This window comes from Undibacterium sp. SXout7W, assembly GCF_049339385.1.
Taxonomy (GTDB): domain Bacteria; phylum Pseudomonadota; class Gammaproteobacteria; order Burkholderiales; family Burkholderiaceae_D; genus Undibacterium.
The window spans coordinates 14,614-31,890 of the sequence record NZ_JBMPPF010000021.1; the positions used below are offsets into that span (position 1 = coordinate 14,614).

10 protein-coding genes, 2 tRNA genes and 1 riboswitch are annotated in these 17,277 nt (G+C 48.2%); of the genes, 10 read left to right on the top strand and 2 right to left on the bottom strand.

Annotated features, from left to right (window positions below):
* Position 1: 1 nt before the first annotated feature.
* The 10 genes from ACO0LB_RS17345 (at position 2) to ACO0LB_RS17390 (ending at position 13,615) form a co-directional block, all read left to right on the top strand.
* Positions 2-4,336 carry a translocation/assembly module TamB domain-containing protein gene (locus ACO0LB_RS17345; RefSeq protein ID WP_423051357.1) on the top strand — a complete coding sequence of 1,445 codons (4,335 nt, stop codon included), beginning with the start codon at positions 2-4 and terminating at the stop codon, positions 4,334-4,336.
* A 248-nt stretch (positions 4,337-4,584) separates the two neighbouring features.
* On the top strand, positions 4,585-5,550 hold the full coding sequence (tolA, locus tag ACO0LB_RS17350; protein WP_423051359.1) for a cell envelope integrity protein TolA: 966 nt from the start codon (positions 4,585-4,587) through the stop codon (positions 5,548-5,550).
* 9 nt (positions 5,551-5,559) lie between these two features.
* The gene (gene tolB / locus ACO0LB_RS17355) at positions 5,560-6,855 is read left to right on the top strand and encodes a Tol-Pal system beta propeller repeat protein TolB (RefSeq protein ID WP_423051472.1); all 1,296 of its coding nucleotides are present in this window, start codon (positions 5,560-5,562) and stop codon (positions 6,853-6,855) included.
* Between the two features lie 31 nt (positions 6,856-6,886).
* Positions 6,887-7,417, top strand: coding sequence for a peptidoglycan-associated lipoprotein Pal (gene pal, locus ACO0LB_RS17360; protein WP_423051361.1), 531 nt, complete (start codon positions 6,887-6,889; stop codon positions 7,415-7,417).
* A gap of 131 nt (positions 7,418-7,548) precedes the next feature.
* A complete protein-coding gene (gene ybgF / locus ACO0LB_RS17365; RefSeq protein WP_423051363.1) occupies positions 7,549-8,310 on the top strand; it encodes a tol-pal system protein YbgF in 762 nt (253 codons plus the stop codon).
* A gap of 71 nt (positions 8,311-8,381) precedes the next feature.
* Positions 8,382-8,457, top strand: a tRNA-Lys gene (locus tag ACO0LB_RS17370).
* A gap of 55 nt (positions 8,458-8,512) precedes the next feature.
* Positions 8,513-8,588, top strand: a tRNA-Lys gene (locus ACO0LB_RS17375).
* Positions 8,589-9,148: 560 nt separating this feature from the next.
* Complete coding sequence (locus ACO0LB_RS17380) at positions 9,149-10,594, top strand: DUF4041 domain-containing protein (protein WP_423051365.1); 1,446 nt, start codon at positions 9,149-9,151, stop codon at positions 10,592-10,594.
* 594 nt (positions 10,595-11,188) lie between these two features.
* On the top strand, positions 11,189-12,091 hold the full coding sequence (locus tag ACO0LB_RS17385) for a class I SAM-dependent methyltransferase (RefSeq protein WP_423051367.1): 903 nt from the start codon (positions 11,189-11,191) through the stop codon (positions 12,089-12,091).
* A gap of 66 nt (positions 12,092-12,157) precedes the next feature.
* A complete protein-coding gene (locus ACO0LB_RS17390) occupies positions 12,158-13,615 on the top strand; it encodes a Ppx/GppA family phosphatase (RefSeq protein ID WP_423051369.1) in 1,458 nt (485 codons plus the stop codon).
* Positions 13,616-13,787: 172 nt separating this feature from the next.
* Here the strand turns inward: ACO0LB_RS17390 and ACO0LB_RS17395 are convergent, their stop codons facing one another.
* Both ACO0LB_RS17395 and rarD read right to left on the bottom strand, forming a co-directional pair.
* On the bottom strand, positions 13,788-15,917 hold the full coding sequence (locus ACO0LB_RS17395) for a TonB-dependent siderophore receptor (RefSeq protein ID WP_423051371.1): 2,130 nt from the start codon (positions 15,915-15,917) through the stop codon (positions 13,788-13,790).
* A 56-nt stretch (positions 15,918-15,973) separates the two neighbouring features.
* A riboswitch (TPP riboswitch) is annotated at positions 15,974-16,067 on the bottom strand.
* 186 nt (positions 16,068-16,253) lie between these two features.
* Complete coding sequence (gene rarD, locus ACO0LB_RS17400) at positions 16,254-17,138, bottom strand: EamA family transporter RarD (protein WP_423051373.1); 885 nt, start codon at positions 17,136-17,138, stop codon at positions 16,254-16,256.
* Positions 17,139-17,277 lie beyond the last annotated feature (139 nt).

Consider the following 17,277-nt stretch of genomic DNA (forward strand, 5'->3'; position numbering starts at 1 on the left):
TATGAAATCAACAGAGACAGAGCCTACCGCAATCACGACCAGCACTGCACAGTTGCAGAGTGACGCTTCAGATATTGATCGGTCGATCACTGAGTCGATTAATGAGTCGATTAATGAGTCGATTAATGAGTCGATTAATGAGTCGATCGCTGAATCACATCATCCGGATCATGCCGATCTGCCTAAGCGACAAGCTCATGTAAAACGGCGCGGAATATGGCTGGGCATGCTTTGCGTTGGTCTCGCCATCACCATCGGCATGATGGCACTGTTTGCTCTGGTCGCCACGGACACCGGTACGCGTCTGCTATTGTCCACGGTAGAAAAAGCCAGTGCCGGCAAACTCAGTGTGACGGGTGTTCGGGGCAGGTTGATAGACAAGCTGAGTCTGGAACATGTGCTGTTCAAGACACCGGATGTACGAATTGAAGGACACGCACTCCAATTTCAATGGCAACCGTCTGCGCTTTGGAACCGGCATATTCAGTTTGATCAATTACAGGCGACAAGCCTGAGTATTGCCAGTGCGCCCAGCGATAAAGCATTTCAGTTGCCTGCTGATCTCAGTCTGCCGTTCAGCGTCCATGTTTCGCAATTTGCAGTAGCGCGCCTGGCGATCTCTGCATTGCAAAAGGACGGGCAACTGACCGAGACTTTGCAATTGTCAGCAGCCAGCGGACAGTTTTCTTACGCACATCAGCAATTTGATTGGCAGACCAATGTCAACACGCCGTGGGGAGGTGTCCAACTCGAATCGAGAATGGCGAGCCGCTCACCGTTTGCGATCAAGGGGAAGTTGCATTGGCAAGGACAGGCGATCAAAGAAATTCCACCTACGCTTGTTGACGGCGAACTCAGTGGTAGCCTGACTGCCTTACAGCTTGCATTGAATGCGAGAGTGCAGTCAGCCGCCCGGTCACAAACTGCACCGTCATCGACTTCGCCATCAGCAATACCGGCTGCCAGCCGCTTGCGGGGCACAGTACTGGCGTTGCTTGCGCCATTTGATGCCCAACAACCTATCCGAAGTATGCAGCTGGATGTGCAACATCTGAACCCGGCGGAATGGAATGCTGCTGCCCCCAACGCCGATCTGCGGCTGCTATTTGATTTGCAGCCATCATTAAAAGAAAAACAGACCGCGTTGCTGGCAGGCAGGTTGCATCTGACCAATACCAAGGTGATGGCCTGGAATCAAGGCGGACTGCCGTTGCAGTCACTGGATGGCAGACTGGTCTGGAACGGTCAGACGTTTTCGTTGGCGGAGATGGCACTCATACTGGCGGGCAAAGGGCGGCTGGACGGTCATGCAGAATATGATTGGCGGAAAGGCGGTCATCAGGTTAACGCTGCACTCACCTTGTCTGATGTAGATTTGAAATTAATCGATCAGCGTTTACACACCAGCAAAATCAAAGGCGCTGTCAATATCAACACGACGCCGGATCAGCTCATTCAGCTTCAGGCGCAGCTGACAGATGTTCGTGCAAGTTTGAAGGCGGAGGGCAGTTATCAGCCGACTAATGGAATGTTGAGTCTGCGTCAGTTTTTATTAAAGGCAGATGATGCACAAGCCAGTGGTAGCGGCGACTTGTCGTTGAAAGGCGAACAGAGTTTGCATCTGAAGATGCAATTGTCCCAATTTGATCCTGCCCGTTGGATCGCAAGTCCTTCAGGCAGAATACAGGCAGAAGCGACTGTGCAAGGGCGACTCCAGCCACATATCAGCCTGCAAGCCAAGGTGCAGCACTTGCAAGGTCACTATGCCGGACAAGCATTAGAAGGCGGAGTCGATGTGCAGTGGCAGCAACATCAACTGGCAATACAGCAATTACATCTGCTATGGGGTAGCAATCGCTTGTCCGCAAACGGAAGCTGGGGCGGTGCCAATGATGTACTGCATCTGAATCTGGAAGCGCCGCAACTCAGCAGTTTCAATACCATATTAGCTCCCTGGAAAATGGCATTAGAGGGAAGCATGACATTGCAGGGCAGTATTCAAGGGCGCCTCAGCAGCCCGGGAGTTCAATTCAATTTGCAGGCAGAGAAACTGAAACTGGAACAACATGCAGATAGTCAAAACACGCGCAGTGTCAACAGCATCAGCATTGCCAGCGTGCATGCCAATATGGATCTGGATAAGGCAAGTAATGGCGCATGGAAGGGCGAGCTGGATGCCAGACAATTGCTGGTTGAGACGCTGGGCTTCAGCGCTCAGGCTGACTCTGGTGGCGTACCAGGTCTGAATCATGTAGAGCAATTGCATCTGCAATTCAATGGCAAACGTTCATTGCATGATGTGACGTTGCAGGCGCAGTTTGCCGGTCAGCGAAAGATGAGTGTATCGGCGACAGGCGGATTATCAGAAGAGGCGAATGCATCAGCGCCATTTTGGAAAGGTCAATTGCAATCCCTCGTCTTACAAGGAAAAACCGAGGCCCGCTTACAGAAGGCTGCCAGCGTGCAAGTCTCGTCGGGTAGTTTGAAGCTAGGTGCTTTTCAATTGCAAAGTGCATTAGGCAGTATGTATCTTGATCAGTTGGAATGGGCGCCGGGAGTGTTGCTGACGCAGGGGCATCTGGAGCAGGCGAGCGTGGTTGATATTGCACAATTGGTTTGGCCGCAATATGCCGTCACTGGAAATCTGAAGATGAATGCGCAATGGAATCTGCGCTGGAAAGAGAGCGTGCAGGGGCAGGTGCAGTTACAGCGACAAAGTGGTGATCTGCGCTTGAATGATCTGGATGGTACTGGCGTGCCGTTACCATTGGGCATACAAGACCTGCAAATGCAGTTGCGCATGGGAGGATTAGCGGCTGGCACAGATGGCGAACAGATCAATCTCACGCTCAATGCCAATGGTAGTCGTTTAGGTGTCTGGAATGCCAGTGCCAGTTCCGTCATCAGTAAGCAGCAAGGCCAATGGACCGTCGCGCAGGATGCCGGATTGCAGGGGAAAGTCAGCGCATCGATTCCTGATTTGCAATGGCTTGGCCCCTGGTTGAATCCTGGTCTGGTATTAAAAGGTCGGCTCAATGTGGAGGCGACTGTGGCTGGAAGCATAGGCAAACCACGTTACCACGCTGATCTGACTGGACGTGGACTGGAACTGGCGTTTGCATCTGAGGGAGTGCTGTTGCCTAATGGCAGCCTGGATGCACAAATTGACGATACCAGAATCAAACTGAGTCGTTTACAGTTCAGCAATAACGTCACTGGAATGCCGCATCATGCGCAATTTCAGGATGTGGACTGGACTGGCAGGCAGGGCGAATTTAAAGCCAGTGGAGAAATCGATATTGGTAAGGAAACGGGGAGTATTCAGGCGGACTGGCGCCAGTTCCCCCTATTGCAGCGCAAGGATCGCTGGCTGGTTGTCTCAGGTCAGGCGAGTATTGTTGAAGCTAATCGTATCTGGTCATTGACGGGTAAAGTCAATACGGATGGTGCTTATTTCAAGTTACCTAAATTACCCCCTCCAAGCCTGTCCAGTGATGTGAAGGTGAGCCGCGCCGTAGACAAAGGCCGTAACAAAGCAGGCGAGATTGAGCCTACCAAAAAAGGAATTAAAACCCGGCTGGATGTCAGTTTTGATATGGGACAGCGTTTTGTATTCGTGGGGCGCGGCCTGGATACTGCATTAGAAGGCAGCCTGCGTTTACGCTCTATCGATGGCAGCCCCTTGCAGGCGAATGGTTCTATTCGCACGACGAAAGGTTCTTACGAAGGATACGGTCAGCAATTGGCGATTGAGCGCGGCATTCTGAACTTTCAAGGCTCTCCTTCCAATCCAGGTTTGAATATCCGTGCCTTGCGGCAAGGACTGGCAGTGGAAGCGGGTGTTGAAATTGTCGGAACGGTGGTCTCGCCACAAGTCAGGCTGGTCTCTGAACCCGCCGTGCCAGATGCCGAAAAATTATCATGGCTGGTGTTGGGGCGTGGTTCGGATCAGCTTGCCGGTGGCGATGCATCCTTGTTAATGTCAGCCGCATCGGCGATTTTTGGAGGTGATGGCAGTCGTAATATCCCTCGTTATATTGTACAAGGGCTGGGATTTGATGAATTTTCTATCGGTGCTTCTGGCAGCACTTCCGGCTCCCGCTTGCCTGGTCAGACTGTTGCAGGGTCCACAGGGTCAGCGTCCACCAGCAGCGATCAGGTCGTCAGCGTTGCCAAGCGTCTTGTACCGGGGCTGGTATTGTCGGTGGAACGAGGCTTGTCCGATGCCAGCGGCGCCATCAAGCTCACCTGGCAATTGACACGCCGGATTACGGTGGTTGGGCGTACGGGCAGTGAATCTGCTGTGGACGTGAATTACACCTTCTCCTTCCATTGAACATAGGTGGCTAAATGCTCGACAAATGGGAGTATCGAATTCAGTATTCTCGCCAAGTACCGATCTGCCAGTGTCTGCGGCGATAATCTTGCTCCGTGAACCGACTTTGTAATAGAACGTAGCAAGAACGAAGAGCAGGACCGTAGTCGGTTTATAATTTCACCTTAGCAAGATTAAATTTTATTTTCGCTATCAACATTCCTCCGCGCAACCGGAACCAAGTTATCCATAGCGAGTCACATACGGTTATGAATCAGGCCTTAGCATCAGGTAATCCACATTTTCGCAAGAAGCAGTCAGGAGGATGGCGATCTATTCTGCTGGCCGTGTCTGTGCATATCTTATTGCTCGCTTTTCTTTGGATTGGTGTGCGCTGGCAAAACAAAGAAGCAACCGCGGTCGAAGCCGAAGTGTGGGATATGACAACGCGCGAGGCTGCACCCAAGCCGGTTGCCGTCGAGGAGCCATCACCAGAACCTGAACCTGTTCAGACAACGCCACCACCACGTCCTGCAGTTCAGGCGCCAGTACAGAAAGAGGATCCTCAGATCGCTCTTGAGCAAGAAAAAAAACGCAAACTGCTTGAGAAGAAAAAAGAAGCGGAGCATCAGCAAGAGCTGGCCGAGGAAAAGCGTCGACTCGACAAAGAACTACAGGTAAAAAAAGAGAAGGAACGTGAGAAATTGCGTGAACAGGAACTCGAAAAAGAGCGACTGAGGGAAAAAGATAAAGAGCGCGAAAAAGAGCGTGATAAGGAGCGTGATAAGGAGCGCGAAAAACAAAAACTGGCAGATCAGAAGGTGCAACAAGCGAAGGATAAGGCTGCCAGCGATAAGATTTTTAAAGAAGATATGAAACGACTCGCGGCGCAGGCGGGTGTGACTGGGAGCGGTGGTAATGGTACTGCTGCAAAATCCACTGGCAATAATCGTGGTGATCCAAGTTATGCAGCAAAAATTGCGGCTAAAGTACGTTCAAATACGATTTTTAACGCCATTGATGTTTCTGATGGCAATCCGACTGTGGAATATCGTATTGAGCTGTTGCCAGATGGGTCACTCCGTGGTGCAATACGCAAACTCAAATCGTCGGGTATTGCCAGTTTTGATGAGGCAGTTGCAAAAGGAATTGAGAAATCAGCACCATTTCCCAAAGATAAAACTGGTGCGCCGCCACCGAGTATTGATTTGGTGTATCGAATGAAGGAAGAATAAATTCTGATGATGTCTATGCTAAAAAAACATGCTGTAAAAGTGGTCTTCAGCACCGTATTGACCACGATAGGTAGTATGGCGATCGTAGCCCCTGTTTATGCCCAATTGCGCGTTGAAGTTTCCGGGGTTGGTTCTAACCAGATTCCTGTGGCGATTGCTGCTTTTGCCGATGAAGGGCTGACGCCGCAGCAGGTCACGACCATTATTAAAGATGATCTGGTACGTAGTGGCTATTTCAAAATTATTGATGTCGCTACTGTGATGACAGAAACCACACCGATTAATTTTGGTGAATGGAAATCCAAAGGTGCGGATGCGCTCGTCGTGGGTAGCGTGCAACGTCTCAGTGATGGTCGCTTTGATGTCCGTTACAAATTAATGGACACCTTGAAATCGGCAACTCTTTCGGGTTTTTCCTTGGCCACTCCACCGGCAAATACTCGTCTGACCGCCCACCGGATTGCGGATGATATTTACGAAAAGCTGATTGGTGTCCGTGGTGCGTTTTCAACTCGGGTTGCTTATGTGACTAAAGCCGGTTCTGAATACCGTCTGGAGGTGGCAGACGCTGATGGTGAAGGAACCCAGGTTGCCTTGCGTTCGAATGAGCCAATTATTTCTCCTGCATGGTCACCGGACGGTACCAAGGTCGCCTATGTTTCTTTTGAAGCGAAAAAGCCAGTGGTTTATGTGCAGAACCTGGTCACTCGTGAACGCACGGTCATTGCCAACTATAAGGGAAGTAATTCGGCTCCCGCATGGTCACCAGATGGCAGCAAACTGGCGATTGCTTTATCACGCGATGGCCTGACACAGATATTTACGGTCAACGCTAATGGCAGCGGTTTGCAAAAACTGACCAGTAGTAGCGGAATCGATACGGAACCGCAATTTTCAGCGGATGGTCAATCAATTTACTTTCTGAGTGACCGTAGCGGAGGTCCGCAAATCTACCGTATGAGTGTGAATGGCGGCGAAGCAAAGAGAGTCACCTTCAGCGGGAGTTATAATATTACTCCGCGCATATCACCGGATGGCAGAACTCTGGCCTATATTTCGCGCCGCGAAGGAAAATTCCAGTTATATGTTCTGGATCTTGCCAGTGGCCAGGAGCAGCGCTTGTCTGATACGACAAAAGACGAGTCGCCGAGTTTTTCGCCAAATGGCCGCTACATCATGTATGCGACAGAGTCCGGTCGTCGCGGATCACTGGCCGTGGTGTCGGTGGATGGCAAAGTGAAACAAAAATTGACGGTTCAGGCCGGAGATATTCGGGAGCCCACTTGGGGTCCTTTCATGAAATAGCTGTAATTTACTTTATTCATTAGGAGAAAAAATGCGTTTCACATCTCAATCCAAGACATTAGCACTGTTGATTTCCAGCGTTGTGCTGATGACAGCATGCGCTTCCAAAGTACCTCTCGAAGACAAAGCTAAAGTGGAAGACAAATCCGCGAACGCGACAGCAACTCAAGCTGATCCGCGTTCCGTGAATACTGTTAACACTGGCTCTGTTGATCCATTGACTCAGGGTGCGTTGGCAAAACGTAGTGTTTATTTTGATTTTGACAGCTATGTTGTTAAAGATGAATACAAATCTCTGGTGGAAGCACACTCTAAGTTCTTGACGACGAATAAGACCAGAAAAATCCTAATCCAGGGAAATACGGATGAGCGCGGTGGTCGTGAATACAATCTGGCATTGGGTCAGAAACGTGCAGAAGCTGTTCGCAAATCCTTGAGTTTGCTGGGTGTATCCGAGTCACAGGTAGAAGCGGTTTCTCTGGGTAAAGAAAAGCCAAAAGCAACTGGCAGCGATGAAGCATCCTGGGCAGAAAACCGTCGTTCCGACATCATTTATCAGTAATTTTTGATGAGTGACAGACTTGGCGGTAGATAATGATTGCCGAGTCTGACGCGGGGCTCATGCCGGATTTTCTTTATAGGAAGTCCGGCTTATTTGTATTGATTCAAGATTTTAGACTTCCTGAGACTGCTATGAAATTTATCTCTGTCCGTCAGACCATCCTCATTGCCGCGCTTGGCGTAGCAATATTACCTGCGGTATCTTCTGCAGGGATTTTTGATGACGATGAGGCGCGTAAAGCAATTCTGGATTTGCGCAGTAAAGTCGACGCGGTCAACACACGCCTCGATACCAAGTTGGAAACCAAGGCAGATAAAAGCAGTGCGCTGGATTTGGCGAACCAGAATGAGTTATTAAGCGCAGAGATTGCCAAGTTGCGAGGACAGATCGAGGTGTTGATGAACGATCTGGCGAATGCCCAGCGACGCCAGCAGGATTTTTATGTGGATCTGGATAATCGACTTCGTAAAGTAGAGCCTCAGCGGATGACGGTGGATGGTAAGGAAGCGACGGTTGAAGTCAATGAACAACGTGCTTTTGACTCTGCACTGACATTGTTTAAAGGCGCTGAATATAAAAATTCAGCAGCGGCGTTTTCCAGTTTTCTGATGAATTACCCACAGTCGGCCTATGCAGGCTCGGCACAGTACTGGCTTGGCAGCTCTTATTATGCGCAGCGTGATTGCAAGAATACTATTCCGGCAATGCAACAGCTGGCAAAACTCTATCCTGATCACCCCAAAACACCCGATGCACTGTTGAATGTGGCGGGTTGCTACGGAGAATTAAAAGATAAAAATGCCAGTAAAAAGGCATTGGAAAGTCTGATTACACGCTATCCCGATACTGAAGCCGCGCAAGCGGCGAAAAGTCGTCTGACAGCCTTGAAATAAGGCGGTCGCGGATTGAATGTAGGGACGCCCATTGACAGGAGGGCGTCTACCCCATATAATCTCGGTCTTTCGGGTCGTTAGCTCAGCTGGTAGAGCAGCGGACTTTTAATCCGTTGGTCGCAGGTTCGAATCCCGCACGGCCTACCACGAATACAAAAAGCTTATTGCAGCATTAAAGCTTTTATCTTTTTTAGCAAGTTTTGGGTCGTTAGCTCAGCTGGTAGAGCAGCGGACTTTTAATCCGTTGGTCGCAGGTTCGAATCCCGCACGGCCTACCAAAAATTTCAAAAAAGCCTACGAACCTCGGTTCGTGGGCTTTTTTTTCTAGTCCATTTTTGATTCCGCCTGTTCTCTCAACTCTCTTGATGCTGGTGCACATTATTCCCTGGGGGAAAGGTAGGAAAATTGAAACCGGCGATCCAGTCAGTTCTCACCCCGTTCATCCTGGATATGAGACCTATCGCTTCTGTCACATAACCATATCCCCATGTGGATACTCTCAATAGGCAGCCGATCTCTGTCATTCGAAGTGACTCGTTAAAGCTCTTTAGCCCACATGCCCCAACAAAACATTGTCATGCTTTCGAATGGCGTCTCATCGGTATACCGCATTACTAAAGGGTAAGGCCACCAAGACAATCCAAAAAGAATCTCTTGATCCGATCATGTTGTCTGCTGCTAAGATAATACCCATCAATACTGAAGCTATCGTACGTTCTCGAAAACACCTTAGTTTGTCGTAAGGGATAGATAACCGCATGCGCGCATTACATCGTGCTTGCGCGTAAATTACTACGTCATCACTTGCAACGTCCTCAATGAAAATTTCAAATAAATCATGGAACCCTACAACATTATATTCATGCTCATTATTGCTCTTGCACTTCTCGCTTTTTATGTGAAAAAATCAATTAAATTGTCAAAATTGGTAGATGTAGCTGTCACGGAAATCAAAGAAAAAGAAAATATGATCAAAGAAATTACAGTTGAACTAGTGCGATACAAAAATGATTTTGCTGAAGCGACAAAAACACACAATGAATACATAAATAGGTTTGAGAAAATAACTAATATTGAAGACGAAATAAAAAAAGTATTAAAAATGAAGGAAGATGAAGAAAAATCAGTTGAAGAGATTCGAAAAGCATATAAAGCGAAGAGGGAAGTATTTGACTCGTTAGTGAGAGAAGCTGCGATATATGACGAAACCATTGAGCTATCTGAGCTGGGCTTTTATAAACACCATTACGATTTCGAAACAACTGAAGACTACAAAAACGAATTGGAAAAAGTAAAAACGCAACAAAAGGAAATGGTAAGCCTAAAAACTGCAATTAACTGCACAACAACCTGGGAAATTAACGGCAACAAAACCAAGGGGAAAGCATTTTCCAATAAGGGTATTCGCCTAACAGGTCGAGCCTTCAATAATGAGTGCGATGCTGCAATTTCCAGCGCAAGATGGAACAATGCAACAAGGATAGAAGAGCGAATAGTTAAAGCATTCGAATCAATCAACAAGCTCAATGAAGAAAATTCAATTGTAATCTCTCGTGCATATCTGGAGCTCAAACTTAAAGAGTTCAGGTTGGCATATGAGTTACAAGACAAGCGTCAAAAAATAAAAGAGGAGCAATTTGCCATTCGTCAGCAAATGCGAGAGGAAGCAAAACTGCAAGAAGAAAGCGAGGCCGCGTTTCGAGAAGAGGAGCGTTATAAGAAGATGCTAGAAAAAGCGATGATTGAAGTGGAAACAGCAACAGGAAAAAAACTATCCGAACTTCAGCAAAGCATAGCAACATTGACCACTGACTTATCTATTGCACATGAAAAAAGTGAACGTGCGTTATCCATGGCACAACAAACAAAAGCAGGCCATGTTTATATTATCTCGAATGCAGGATCTTTTGGTGAAAATGTCTACAAAATAGGAATGACTCGCCGTCTTGAACCTATCGATCGAGTAAAAGAGCTTGGAAATGCTAGCGTACCATTTACCTTCGACCTTCATGCAATGATTTACTCAAGTGATGCACCCGCGCTTGAAAATAAACTACATAAAATATTTGATGCTCATAGAATTAATTTAGTAAATAATAGAAAAGAATTTTTCAGAACAAGCTTAGAGTCCATTGAAAAAGCGGTCAAAGAAAATTGCGAAAATGTAGAATTTTATTCAGTATCAGAAGCAAGAGACTACAGGGAGTCAGTCGCCATTCTAGCTCAACGCTCTGAGCAGCAAGCAATGAATGATGCGCGAACAGAATTCCCCATAGAAATATAAAATACATTCGACCATAGCTTTCCGCATAGATTCTTAAAGTTGATCCCTAATACAGCTCAAGCCTTCGCAAGGTCTTGGGCTTTTTATTTTCGACGCTGAAAAGGAAAGTGCGACCTCCATCAATTGGTGTGCAAGTCGATCGCACAGCCTCGAAAATACCGTTGGCTTACGGAAGTGTTGCCAACCACTTTCGAATCAAATATGCAATGGAATCCAGCCCAGTTCAGCATCATGAAGGTGCGATCAAATAGCCTAAATTAGTATCATTAAGATATAATATTTGTCGAGCAATGGACATACTACGGCTCCTGACTCAATAGGTGGCTCAATGAGAGAGAGCTAGCCTAGCTTAGGGTACTTTATCCGTTGGTCGCAGATTCGAATCCCCCACGGCATACTAAAACAAGAGGACTAAGGTTTAGCTTGGGTCCTTTTTTTGATATCCGATTTCTGGTTTCCGCATCCATTCCAGCATCAGTGTTGTTGTTCATCATTGACTCCTGCAGTTGGTCACTCACGGGTAGCGGTTCTCATTTATCATGTCGGCTGAGTATCGCCGACATTCAATAGCACGCCAATAGCACGCAGATCAACATGAAAAAAAATCCGGCTCAACACCATCAGCAAGACAGTCAAGAGAAGCATGATATCCGTCCCGGGCAATCAATTGAATTGCTCAAGGAATTACATATCCTGACACGCGATGGAAAAATGAATCAGGATAGCCGTCGCAAGCTGAAGCAGGTTTACCACCTGTATCAATTCATTGAACCGCTTTTGCAGTCGCTGGAAAAAGATCATGCCAACATCAGTCTGGTGGATCATGGCGCTGGAAAATCTTATCTCGGCTTTATCTTATATGATCTGTTTTTTAAGGCAGGTCAGACGCAAACCAATGCCCATATTTACGGCATAGAAACCCGTGACGAATTGGTGCAGAAATCGGCAGAACTGGCGCAGCGTCTTGATTTTCCCGGTATGTCTTTTCTGAATCTGTCAGTAGCGGAATCGATCAATTCAGATCAATTGCCAGATCGTATTGATATCGTGACTGCTTTGCATGCCTGCGATACGGCAACGGATGATGCCATTGAATTTGCGTTAAAGAAAAAAGCCAGATTCATGGTGCTGGTGCCTTGTTGTCAGGCAGAAGTGGCGTCCGAGTTGCGTAAAAATAAGAGTGATAGTGTGCGCAACAATCCCTTGTCGGAAATGTGGCGGCATCCGATACACACACGAGAATTCGGTAGTCAGATCACTAACGTGCTACGTTGTCTGCAACTCGAAGCGCATGGTTATCAAGTGCGTGTGACAGAGTTGGTGGGGTGGGAGCACTCCATGAAAAATGAACTGATTATTGCTGAATATAAAGGGCTGCCAGCGAAGCGTCCTGCTGAACGATTGGCTGAAGTACTCAAAACAACGGGCCTTGATAGTATGCAGCGACGTTTCTTTGTCACGCCTCCGGCTTCGTCACCTGCCGGTCATAAAAAATGATTAATATCATTTACATTGTATCTTGCTGAACATCTTTGTTTTAATTGACAGAAAAGGATAGAGAACATGCTGGCTGCCGTAGACCTTGGTTCCAACAGTTTTCGGCTGCATATTGCACGTCATGAAGGCAATGCGATACGCATTGTTAAAAGTGCGCGTGAACCAATTCGCCTTGCAGCAGGACTCGATCACGAAGGTAACCTCAGCGCAGAGGCGATGCAGATGGCGGTTGATTGTCTGACGCGTTTTCGCGAAGTGTTGAATGCCTATCCACTAGAGAACGTGCGCGTTGTCGCCACCAATACTGTCCGCATTGCCAGAAACGCCGCTGAATTGATGCCGCGCATTGAAGCAGCTATCGGTCTTCCAATTGATGTGATTTCTGGTGAAGAAGAAGGGCGCTTGATTTACATGGGCGTATCAAATGCCGTTGCCATTCCCGGCGAGCGGCGGCTGGTGATGGATATTGGCGGTGGCTCAACTGAAGTAATACTTGGCCGTGGTCATGAAATTGTCAAGGTGGAGTCCTTTAGTATTGGCACTGTCAATCACAGCGCAAATTTTTTCCCTGATGGTCATTTAACGGAAGCTGCGTTTGAAGCAGCCATTCTCTCCGCAAGATCGATGTTTGAAGATGCGGCTCCTTTGTATCAACCAGCCCACTGGCGCAAGGCCTACGGCTCATCCGGTACGATGAGAGCGATTTCTGATGCGATCCTCAAAGGTGGAATGGGTGATGGTAAGCTGACGCTGGCCAGCCTGAATCTGCTGAAACAATACTGCATACAATGTGGCAAACTGAGCGAGCTGGAACTGAGTGGTATCAAGCCTGAGCGTATTGCCATGGTTGTTGGTGGACTGGCGATTCTGATCGGGTTAATGACAGAGTTCAATATTGAAGTATTGTTGCCCATCGAAGCAGGTCTGCGTATGGGGGTGATGTGGGATTTATATCTACGGGCGACCAAACGGGACAGACGTGAGGTGTCCGTACACAAGATCGCACAATTGTTCCACACGGATATGTCACGCGCTAACCGTGTAGCGGATATGGTCAAATCGATTTATCTGCAATTGCGACCGGCTTCGGATATTTATTCGCGTTTGCTGCAATGGAGCGCCACGCTGCATGAAGTCGGCATGGTGATTTCGCATACTGGCTATCATAAGCACGGTTCTTATATGATAGAAAATGCGGACATGGCCGGTTTTACGACGCGTGAGCAGCGCATCATGAGTAAGTTGATTCTGAGTCAGAAAGGTAATCTTCGTAAAATTTCGGAAGGGCTGGCTGATCCTGATTTTGCCAAAGCGGTGCTGGCGCTGCGCTTGTCAGTCATGCTGATGCATTCTCGCGCTGAAATCGATTACGAAGATATACGCCTGAAGATGAAAAAAAATATAGAACTCGATATGCGTCGTGATTGGGTATCATTGCATCCGACGGTGGCATATTGGCTGCAAAAAGAAATCGAATGCTGGCGCGAAATTGGCATCGAATTTCTCGTCAGGGCGAATGTCTGAAGCGCCGATTATGGATAGCTTCATCCAGATCAGTTAATCCAGATTTGAGTTCTGGGCGATTGTTCAGAGCTACTTCAGGGCTACAGTTCAGAGTTGTTTTAAGTAAAAAAGGAGACTGCGCAGAGTCTCCTTTTTTTATGTTGATTTCATTAATATCGGTGATGATGTCAGTTTAAAAATCAAACTGTGCAGAGACTTTGTATGTCCGGGGTGCTCCTGGGAAAATATAACCGCCCAGAGACTGAGTGGCATCCCGCCAGTAGAATTTATCAAGCACATTGTCGATATTCAGACGCAAGGTTGCCGTAGTGCCTGCCATCTGTACCACGTAACGCGCACCGGCATTGAATACCTGATAGCCCGGAACAAGTACTTTGTTGTCGACTGAAAAGGCCTTATTGCCAGAATATTGCCAACTTGTATTCAAGCTCAGACCTTTGATCTGGCTGACGGCATAATCCGCATATACTGTGGATTTGAGTTTGGGAACGTTCAGAACGCGCTTGCCATCAATATCCGTGTTGCCGGTATCCTGTTGCGTCGTATCCAATGCAGTCATGCTGGCACCCAGAGTCAGTTGCGAGCTCAGTTTTCCTTGTGCCGATAATTCCAGACCTGTATGTTGCGCTTCTCCATTTTGCACATACACGTTGGCGCTATTCGTATATTCCAGTGGTTTTTGTATGCGGAAAATTGCTGCTGAAATACTCAGGTGAGAATCAATATCCGCTTTGCCGCCAAACTCGATTTGTTTGGATCGCGCCGGACTCATCATACTATTTTGATTGAGTGTACCGAATGGTGCGATACCACCATGCTCCAGTCCTTGCGCAAAGGATGCATACAAAGAAACCGTGTGTACCGGTTGATAAACGATGCCAGCATTCGACACCCATGTGCTGCGCTCATCACCAGACACACTTGCCTGGGTGCGCTCTATATGCAGGCGGCGGGTGCCGAGATGCAGTTTCCATGCGTCATTCAGACTGATAATGTCTTGTACAAATACCGACCATTCTTTATCTGTGCGACGCAGACTGGCAGCACCGGGCTGATTGGTGGATGGTGCTACGGCGACGGAACGGAACAGATTGCTGGTGCCGGCGAAATCGTAAATATAGTCACCAAAATAATCGCGGCGACGTGAGCTGGAAACCCCGGTTGCCAGCACATGGCCGATGTTGCCGGTCATCAGTTGGCCGTTGAGCAGTAACTGTGTTCCGAGCAGAGATTTGGATTCGTTCAGGCTGCGGTAATCGTAGACATCATAGTCGCCGTTAGCACAGTAGCCCGGATACAGATTGGCAGCACTGCAACCGTATGGAAACGCTGTGTAGTCATTGCGTTTGAACTCGTGTTGATTGGCTGACACACTGGCGCGCCAGTCTTGATTGAGCTGATAGTCGAAACGCAGCCCCAGATTGCTATCGCGCGTATCCACAGGTTTTGCCCATGGTTGGTCATTGAGCATCAGATCGGCATTGACGTTGCGCGGCAGATCTGTGCCGTTGATCAACTGGAAGCCTGGTACGGATAATTGCGATTTATGCTGATAGTCCAGATCGATCTGCAATAATGCCTTGGACGATATATGCCAATCGATCGCTCCTGAGATGAATTGGCGCTCGCCATTGGCACCTTTCACATAAGAGCGCAGTCGCTCTGTTGCCGCATTGATGCGATACCCAAATTGCTGATCGCTTGTCATGCCACCCAGATCAATACTGCCGTAGAGCGTGCCCCGTTCTGATATCTCTGTGCTGATGCTGCGCAGGTTGTTGGCGGTCGGGCGTTTTGTGACGTAATTAATGATCCCGCCGGGAGTAGCAAAGCCAGATTGAAAGCCAGAAATACCTTTCAATATTTCTATACGCTCTTTGTTTTCGAGTGGAATGGATGCGTCGCCTGGAATGGCAAAACCATCTTTGCGATAACTGCTGGAATTATCAAGAGCAAAACCGCGTATGGAAAACTGCTCTGCATAGCCTACGGCGTTATACGCATCATTGACGCTGGCATCGTACTTCATTGCATCTGTTGTCTGACGTATACGCAGGTCTTGTATTTGCTGCGTGCTCCATGCGTTCACAGAGAAGGGGGTATCCAGTGCGGTCGTCTCGATAAAGCCGGCCGCTTTGCTCAGGTCAGTTTTGTTTTGAGTCAGTTTATTACCGCTGATGACGACTTCCGTCACTGAGGGGGAGGTGGTTTGTGCTTGTACGGCGGAATGCAGGGCGAATGCCTGTGCAATAGAAAACGCCAATATTGAAGTGCGGAAAGTGGAAAAGTGTTGGTGTGCCATGTTGTGCTCGTTTAGCTGCGACAGCGCGGGAGCAAACAAAGCAGGGATATGCAGCAGGTGCAAACTTTGCGCTTCCCTTCGCTGGCATTATCCAGATCAGGTAGGAGGGACTGTCTCACCCGGAAAAATCCAGGACCCCTAGCGAGCTCGTAATGTAACACAAACGTGTAGCACAAGACAGGTAAGCTGAAACAGGTTGCTCGCCGTGATGACGGCTCCCTGTTTCTTTGCTGACGCCTGCGATCAGGCATTTTTATGCCTATTTGGCGTATTTTATACTGGGGGGAGTATTATTTTTTATGCCTTTGATTATGCCGACATCAAAGCGGATTTTACTTATACTCCCCGATTTTCTTTGTAAAACCCAATCCATAAACCTTCAGCGGAATAGACCAGCAAGGCGGCCCAGATCGCGATGAAGCCTGCCAGTCTGTGTTGGTCAAATGGCTCACCAAATAACAACACTCCCGTTAAAAACTGCAAGGACGGAGCGATATATTGCAGCAAACCTAAAGTCGACATCGGAATCATGCGCGCACCCGCCGCAAACAACAGCAATGGAATCGCGGTGACAGGGCCGCTTGCCAGCAGTAGTAACTGTATGTCCGACGTTTGCGTCAACAGCGCATTCTGCCCCTCGGCGGTCAGCCAGAGCAAATAGCCCAGCGCAAATGGGAATAGCATGCCGGTTTCCAATGACAAGCCTTCTAATGCACCGAGCTGTGATGTTTTGCGAATCAGGCCATAGGTGCCGAACGTGAGCGCCAGTATCAAGGCAATCCATGGCAGATGACCAGCTTGCCATGTCAGCCAGCCGACGCCCGCTGCGGCCAGCGATACCGCCAGCCATTGCATTTTGCGCAGACGTTCACCCAGCAGCATGTAACCGAGCAGGATATTCACTAGCGGAGTAATGAAATAGCCGAGGCTGGCATCGATCACGTGTCCATGATTGATCGCCCAGATATACACAAACCAGTTTGCCGACAACAGCAACGCGCTACCGGCAAAGCTGGCGAGCAGTCGCGGCTGCTTCAAGGTCAGCGCTATCCATGACCATTGTTGACGCCATGCCAGCACGACAGCCAGAAATATCAGCGACCACACCATGCGGTTCAGTAAAATTTCTAATGCAGGAACCGTGTGAAGTGCTTTGAAATACAGTGGAAATAAGCCCCAGACAATGTACGAGGACCCGGCAAATAAAATGCCTTTGCGCATAAACGACAACTCCAAAAAAGAAGGTCGCTGTTGCGACCTGATGTCCCTATTATCGCCGGAAACTGGATTGCTTGCAGGGAAGTGTTTTATCGGCAATCTTTGCAGTGGTGCATGGAGGCGATGACATACGCTCGTTTAT